Annotated in this window: 5 protein-coding genes; 3 read left to right on the top strand and 2 right to left on the bottom strand. The window is 58.9% G+C overall.

From position 1 onward, the window contains the following. Positions 1–369 precede the first annotated feature (369 nt). From gltB to JJE47_13065, 3 genes are read left to right on the top strand one after another with little or no spacing between them, the layout of a single operon-like run. Positions 370–4,980, top strand: coding sequence for a glutamate synthase large subunit (gltB, locus tag JJE47_13075; GenBank protein MBK5268358.1), 4,611 nt, complete (start codon positions 370–372; stop codon positions 4,978–4,980). Next, positions 4,980–6,419 carry a glutamate synthase subunit beta gene (locus JJE47_13070; GenBank protein ID MBK5268357.1) on the top strand — a complete coding sequence of 480 codons (1,440 nt, stop codon included), beginning with the start codon at positions 4,980–4,982 and terminating at the stop codon, positions 6,417–6,419. Before gltB ends, JJE47_13070 begins: the two co-directional genes overlap by 1 nt. Positions 6,420–6,431: 12 nt before the next feature. Next, a complete protein-coding gene (locus tag JJE47_13065) occupies positions 6,432–6,902 on the top strand; it encodes a hypothetical protein (protein ID MBK5268356.1) in 471 nt (156 codons plus the stop codon). A 4-nt stretch (positions 6,903–6,906) separates the two neighbouring features. Here the strand turns inward: JJE47_13065 and JJE47_13060 are convergent, their stop codons facing one another. Continuing rightward, positions 6,907–7,458, bottom strand: a complete 552-nt coding sequence (locus JJE47_13060) for a M23 family metallopeptidase (GenBank protein MBK5268355.1) — start codon at positions 7,456–7,458, stop codon at positions 6,907–6,909. Positions 7,459–7,569: 111 nt separating this feature from the next. Continuing rightward, the coding region (locus JJE47_13055; protein MBK5268354.1) for a hypothetical protein at positions 7,570–8,006 on the bottom strand (437 nt) is incomplete at its 5' end.

Below are 8,006 nucleotides of genomic sequence, written 5' to 3'. Positions count from 1 at the left end.
TGTCGACTGTGGCCACGGGTTTCACCTCGATCGCTGAGGGTACCACGATACCAGGACTGTGCGAAAGCGGACCGATCGCTTCGGAACCATACCCGTCAAGACTGCATACTTGATTAGAAAGTTCGAAATTTATGCGCTGCGCTGGCTCGCCTGCCAGCGACGGGCGCAGGTCCGGCAAGACCAATATGGCGATGCAGGTGCGCCTGTGATACATTTCTCCGAGCCACGCACAGCACGCTATGCTACGGATCGCCGGTCGAGCTCCCCACCTCGAATCCGACACCTGTTTTGACTGACCTAAAGTCACAATACCTCTACCTACCGGTGGGGTTTGATTACACGCATAAAACGACGAATATGCAGGAGGAAATGGTGAGAGATTCACTAGCTGAGGTCGCTGGCCCTGGCTTGTACGACCGCTCCCTCGACCACGACTCCTGTGGAATCGGGTTCGTGGCCGATATCAAAGGTCGCAAGAGCAGAAGCATCATCGATCAGGGACTTACGGTCCTCACCAACCTGACCCATCGGGGGGCGGTGGGCGCCGATCCACTCGCCGGCGACGGGGCCGGCCTGTTGATCCAGCTCCCTGATGCGTTCTTCCGTCGCGAAGCCGCCTCCCTGGGTTTTGAGCTGCCACCGGTCGGAGAATACGGCATCGGCATGTGTTTCCTTCCCCGGAACGTCGTCCATCGCGTCGTATGCGAAAACGCCCTCGTCGAAATCATCCTTCGAGAGGGTCTGACGTTTCTCGGGTGGCGCGACGTACCGGTCGATTCGTCATGTCTCGGCGAGAGCGTAAAACCAATCGAGCCCGTCATCCGGCAAGTGTTCATTGGAATGGGTCCCGAAATCCGCGACCAGGCGCATCTTGAGCAAAAGCTCTTCGTGACCCGCAAACAGGCCCAAATCCAGATCATTCAGCGGTCACCCGAGGTTCTTGAGAGCGGTGGCTACTACATCCCGTCGATGTCGAGCCGGACCATCACGTACAAAGGCATGATGCTGGCAAAGAACCTCTCCGTCTACTACCCGGATCTGGCCGATCCCGCCATGGAGTCGGCACTGGCCCTGGTTCATCAACGATTCTCAACGAACACATCTCCCAGCTGGCGCCTGGCCCAGCCCTTCCGCTTGTTGTGCCACAACGGCGAAATCAATACCGTCAAAGGCAATATCAACTGGATGATGGCCCGACGCCAGACGATGTCGTCGGAGATCCTCGGCGACGATCTTGACAAGCTGTGGCCGCTCATCGGAGACGGAGCATCGGACTCGGCCACATTCGATAACGCTCTTGAACTTCTCCTGGCCGGCGGATATTCCCTCGGGCATTCCATGATGATGATGATCCCTGAAGCCTGGGCAAACAACCCGCTCATGGACACCGACCGTCGAGCCTTTTATGAGTATCACGCGGCTCTCATGGAGCCATGGGACGGACCCGCCGCCGTGGCGTTCACGGACGGCCGCCAGATAGGCGCCACGCTTGACCGCAACGGTCTTCGGCCGGCCCGGTATTTCGTGACGGACGACGATCTCATCGTGATGGCATCCGAAATGGGGACGCTCGACATCCCTGAAGAGCACATCGTCAAGAAATGGCGTCTCCAGCCAGGAAAGATGCTGCTCATCGACCTGGAGGAAGGTCGGATTATCGACGATGACGAGCTCAAATCGACCCTCGCCATCGCCAAGCCGTACCAGAAGTGGCTCGACGAGACCCAGATCCGTCTCGCCGAATTGCCGGAAGAGGTGGCCTCCATGGGGCCTGATCCCGACACGCTCCTCGCTGCTCAACAAGTTTTCGGATATACCAGGGAGGACATCGAGTTCTACATCAAGGGGATGGCCCAGGATGGTCAGGACCCGATCGGTTCGATGGGACGCGACACACCGCCGGCGGTGATGTCTGACCGGCCCAAAATGCTATACGACTATTTCAAGCAGACCTTCGCGCAAGTAACCAACCCTCCGATCGACCCGATCCGCGAAGAGTTGGTCATGTCGCTGGTGTCGCTCATCGGACCAAAACCTAACCTGTTGGGCCTCAACACCGGTGGGACGCACATGCGCCTCGAGGTCGAGCAACCCATATTGACCAACGTCAATCTGGAACGTGTCCGGCGCATCGAGAATCATGTCTCCGACGTCTTTAGAACGAAGCGACTGACGATGTGCTACCCCGCCGAGGAAGGGGCGGCCGGCATGGAGGCGGCCGTCGCCGCCCTTTGCGAGCGCGCCACCGACCGGGTACGAGAAGGATTCAACATCATCATTCTGTCCGACCGCCGGATAGATGCCGAAACGATCGCTATTCCGGCGTTGCTCGCCACAGCCGCAGTACATCACCACTTGATCCGGGAGGGTCTGCGCACCAGTACCGGCCTCGTGGTTGAGACCGGAGACGCTCGACAGGTTCATGATTTCTGTCTGCTCGCCGGCTACGGGGCCGAAGCGATCAATCCATACCTCGCTCTCGACACCGTCGCCGCCATGGCGAAAACCCTTGAGGGATCACCAACGCCGATTGAGGCACAAGAGCGGTACATCAAATCGGTGAATAAGGGCATCTTGAAGGTGATGTCCAAAATGGGCATCTCCACATTCCAGTCGTATTGCGGAGCCCAAATTTTTGATGCAGTCGGATTGAACACTCAATTTATCGAGGCCTATTTCACGGGCACGGCCTCGCGGATCGAAGGGATCGGCCTCGACGAGGTTGCCCAAGAGACCGTCACTCGACACCTCATGGCTTACGGCGGCGAACACATCTATCGCCATCACCTCGACGTTGGCGGCGAGTTGGCCTACCGGATTCGCGGCGAAGAGCACGTGTGGAATCCTGAAACGATCGGTGCACTCCAGCATGCCGTGCGCTCGGGAAGCTACGCCAAGTTCAAAGAGTATTCGACAGCCGTTGATGACCAAACAAAGAAACTCAAGAATCTCCGAGGACTCTTCGAACTCGACATCGACGCCGGTACGGGAATTCCGATCGAACAGGTCGAACCAGCCAGCGAAATCGTCAAACGCTTCACGACGGGCGCCATGTCATTCGGTTCCATCTCGTGGGAGGCCCACACCAACCTTGCCATCGCCATGAATCGCATCGGGGGCAAATCGAATACCGGCGAGGGCGGCGAAGAGTCGATCCGGTACAAGGTCGAGGAAAACGGTGACTCCATGCGGTCTGCGACCAAACAGGTCGCCTCGGGACGATTCGGCGTGACTACCGAGTATCTCGTGAATGCCGATGACATCCAGATCAAGATGGCCCAGGGCGCCAAGCCCGGCGAGGGTGGACAACTCCCTGGCCATAAGGTCGATCAACGAATCGCCGACGTGCGACATTCAACGCCTGGCGTTGGATTGATCTCCCCGCCACCGCACCACGATATCTACTCGATCGAAGACCTCAAGCAGCTCATCCATGATCTCAAGAACGTCAATCCGGCCGCCCGAATCAGTGTGAAACTCGTTTCCGAAGTTGGCGTTGGGACCATCGCCGCGGGAGTAGCCAAAGCCCACGCCGACCACGTCCTCATCTCCGGCACCGAAGGCGGAACGGGCGCCAGTCCGGTGACGTCCATTATGCGAGCCGGCTCACACTGGGAGATCGGCCTCGCCGAAACCCAGCAAACCCTCGTCGCCAATGACCTGCGCGGTCGAATCGCCGTTCAGGCCGATGGTGGAATCAGAACCGGCTTCGATGTGGTGACCGCAGCCCTGCTCGGAGCCGACGAGGTCGGATTCGCTACGACGGCACTCATCGCCGAAGGGTGCATCATGACCCGCAAGTGTCACCTCAACACATGCCCGGTCGGGGTGGCCACGCAAGACCCAACCCTGCGCCAGCTTTTCCCTGGCAAACCAGAGCATGTCGTCAACTTCATGATGTTCATCGCCGAAGAAGTGCGCGAGCTCATGGCCAAACTCGGGTTCCGAACCTGGAACGAGATGGTCGGCCAGACCGACCGGATCCGGACCAGATCGGCCATCGACCACTGGAAGGCAGAGGGCATCGATTTGAGCCGGGTACTTCACAAGCCAGTGGCCCCCGACGGTGTAGCGATCTTCAACTCCGAGCGGCAGGATCACCATCTTGAGGAAGCCTTGGACAATGAACTCATTGCCCAGGCGATGAGTTCGCTTGAGAATCAGACCAGAACGATCATCGATACCCCAATCAGCAACACGAACCGATCTGTCGGTGCCATGCTCTCGGGAGAGGTTGCCCGGCGATTCGGCCACGCCGGCCTGCCCGAAGACACCATTCACATTAATTTGAAGGGAACCGCCGGCCAGAGTTTTGGCGCCTGGCTTTCAAATGGCATCACGCTGCACCTGACCGGTGACGCCAACGACTACGTCGGCAAAGGTCTTTCCGGTGGCAAGCTGATCGTACAAGCGTCGCCTGAAGGTACGTTCATTCCCAAGGACAATGTGATCATCGGCAACACGGCTCTCTACGGTGCCATTTCAGGCGAGTGTTACTTCAACGGTGGGGCGGGCGAACGATTCGCCGTCCGTAACTCCGGCGCCATCGCCGTCGTCGAGGCCGTTGGGGACCATGGCTGCGAATACATGACAGGGGGCTGCGTTCTGGTCCTCGGCGCCACGGGCCGCAACTTCGCGGCGGGAATGAGCGGTGGCATCGCCTATGTGCTTGATGAGGACGGAGTCTTCGCCAAACATGCCAACCTATCGATGGTCGACCTCGAACCAATCGACCCGGCCAGCTATCCGATCCAGGCGAACGAGAATCCCGACCGGTTCGAGTTGATGGCCGACCCATTGCGATACGACGCCTGGCGCATCCGCCACCTGCTCGCGACACACGGTGCCCTCGTCGATAGCTCGCGAGCCAGGGAAATCTGCGAAAACTTCGACACCTACGTTACGAAGTTCGTCAAGGTGGTCCCGATCGAGTATCGACGTGCCATTGAAGAGCGCGACATGAAGGCGGGAGCGGCCTGATGGGTTCAGACACCGGATTCCAGGATTTTGACCGCCAGGACCGCACCTACCTGCCGGTAGAAGAGCGCAAGACGAACTATGAGGAGTTCACGATTCCGCTCACCACCAAGGAACTCGCCAACCAGGCGGCACGCTGCATCGATTGCGGTATCCCCTTCTGCCATACCGGGTGCCCGGTCAACAACATCATCCCCGACTTCAACGATCTCGTATTTACCGATGACTGGAGGGCGGCTTCGGAAGTCCTCCACTCCACGAACAATTTCCCGGAATTCACCGGCAGGGTTTGCCCGGCTCCCTGCGAGGAGGCGTGCACACTCAACCTGCACGATGCTCCCGTCACGATTAAATCCATCGAGTATTCCATCGTCGAGCGGGCTTGGAACGAAGGATGGATTCGCCCGCAGATTCCTGCACGTAGGACCGGCAAGCGAGTTGCCATCGTCGGGTCAGGGCCGGCCGGTTTGGCGGCCGCTCAACAGTTGGCCAGGGCCGGCCATCGGGTCATGGTGTTCGAGAAGAATGCCAAAGTTGGCGGCCTGCTTCGCTACGGCATCCCCGACTTCAAATTGGACAAGCGTGTGATCGACCGTCGAATGGCCCAAATGCAGGCTGAGGGAGTGGCGTTTTTTGTCAATAGCTACGTCGGTCACAACGTCTCCATCGAGGCACTGGTCGACGACTACGACGTCGTCGTTCTGGCGGGTGGATCTGAATACCCGCGAGACATCGAAGTGCCGGGACGCGAACTACAAGGGATCGAATTTGCGGTCCCCTACCTTGCTCAGCAAAACCGCCGTGTCAGCCATGAGGGTCTTCCTGCCGGGTTGGATACCTCGGCGGAGGGAAAACATGTCGTTGTGATTGGCGGTGGCGACACCGGCTCCGACTGCGTCGGCACCACCAACCGGCAAGGCGCCGCTTCCATAACCCAGCTTGAGGTCCTTCCCAAGCCAACCGAGCATCCGGACAAACTCTTGACCTGGCCCGACTGGCCCCAGAAACTGCGAACCACCTCGTCCCACGAAGAAGGCTGTGATCGGCGGTGGTCGGTGCTTACCAAGTCGTTCTCGGGATCGGACGGGAAGGTCGACACCCTGCATGGCGTCATCGTTGATTGGCAGAATGTCGATGGGCGCTGGAACATGACCGAGGTCGAAGGTTCCGAATTCAACATTCGAGCAGACCTCGTCTTGATCGCGGCGGGCTTCATGCACCCGATGCACCAGGGTCTGCTTGAAAAGCTTGGCGTCGACCGCGACGCTCGGGGCAACGTGGCAGCCAACACTGACGATTACGCCACCAGCGTGCCCGGTGTGTTTGCGGCAGGTGACATGCGGCGTGGTCAATCTCTTGTGGTGTGGGCCATCAGGGAGGGTCGCCAGGCAGCCCGGGCCGTGGACAAATACCTCATGGGCGCCACCAACCTTCCCACCTAAGGAACCCGCCACATGCCCGTACTGGTCGTTGGAGCCGACACACCCACCGGATCTGCCATCATCGCTGCCCTGGCAGGACGCGACGGGGAACTCCGCTGCTTTGTGTCCGACTCCACGGTCGCCATCGAGCTGAAGTCCCGGTCGACCAAAGTAGCTCTCGGCGACGTATCGGATGGGTCCCACGTCGGAGCAGCCGGCATCAACTGTTTCTCGATGGTGTTCGTGACCGAAGCTGCCCGCGATGAGCGCGTACGATCTTTTGCCAGCTCGCCAGAAGAGGTGTTCGAGCAATGGCAAGAAGCTATCGAAATGGCCGGTGTTCAACGGGTGATCTGGGTGGAGGACGAACCATCAGAAGGTTCAGGGACGAAGATCGTTGCCACTGAGCTGGCGGTCGTAGTAGGGAGAACGAAGGATACCAGCGAGATCGCTGCCAGGGTCGTGGAGCTCGACGAGGTCGCCGACCTGAGTTCCATCGTCTAGCCGGTTACCGGAACGGGGTCTCGCCCGCCTCGATCTGTTGAGAAAGAATCCACCGCTCGAAGGCGTCTTTGAGGTACCGGTACGGATCGATGGCTCGCCCATTTTTATGAATTTCAAAGTGAGTGTGCGGAGACGTACCCGCCGCATTACCGGTGGAACCGACATAGCCAATGACATCTCCGACCGCCACCGGGTCCCCTACCTGCAGACCTTCTGCAAAGGAACCGAGGTGGATATACCAACTCTCGTAGCCATCGGCATGCGTCAACACCACATAGAGGCCGGCCCGACTCCCGCGCTGAGCCTTCTGAACGAAGCCATCTGCCCCGGCGACGACTTCGGTGCCCCGGGTCGCAAACAGGTCGACGCCACGATGTAATCGCCCGTCGGGTTTGGCAGCCCCGAACTCCGACAGGAAATGGGTTTCAGCGTCACGATGTGGAAAGGTCAGGATGAACTCGTCTTCAGAAACGGCCGCCTGGCCAGGCGCGGCCAGGCCGCCCATCAGGACGGCCACCACCACTAACGGTGCGAAAAGTTTCCCCCACTTATCCATTGCAAAGACCGCTACCTTACCCTCAGATCCCAATATCCGTAAAGAAAATGAAGGGACAGCCCGCAGGCTGCCCCTTCATCAGGTTGTCAAACTAACCACTAACAGTAACCATTACTTGTTATGACCCTGGCCGTTGTTGGACTTGTTGGACCGGTTGCCTTTGTCAGGCTTGCCGGGATGGTCCGAAGCATCCCCGGTGAGGGTTGCCGAGTCTTCGGTGGTCAAGGCGGCCTCATCGTCGTCGTTGACTTTCACCTGCATCTCGCCCTTGCCGAAGCCAGCCAACGCGGCCTTGTATTCCTTTTTGTCCGACCCCTTGATGCCCAACTCTTTGAGAGCATGCATGAGACTCGAGACAAAGGTGCCATGGTTGACCTGGCCGTTCGGGCCTTCAACAGAAATCCCTACACATCCGTCCAAAAGCGGTGGCACATCTGTGGAGTCAACCACCGAGACCGAAAAGATAAGCGAACCGTCTAGTCCCTCTGTGTAATCAATGACCATCTCATCCGTAAGGGTGCAATCGCCACCCTCGGTAGAGAACAGGA

Source organism: Acidimicrobiia bacterium (genome assembly GCA_016650365.1).
Classification (GTDB): Bacteria; Actinomycetota; Acidimicrobiia; order Spongiisociales; family JAENVV01; genus JAENVV01.
This window is presented reverse-complemented; position numbering and strand designations above follow the sequence as displayed.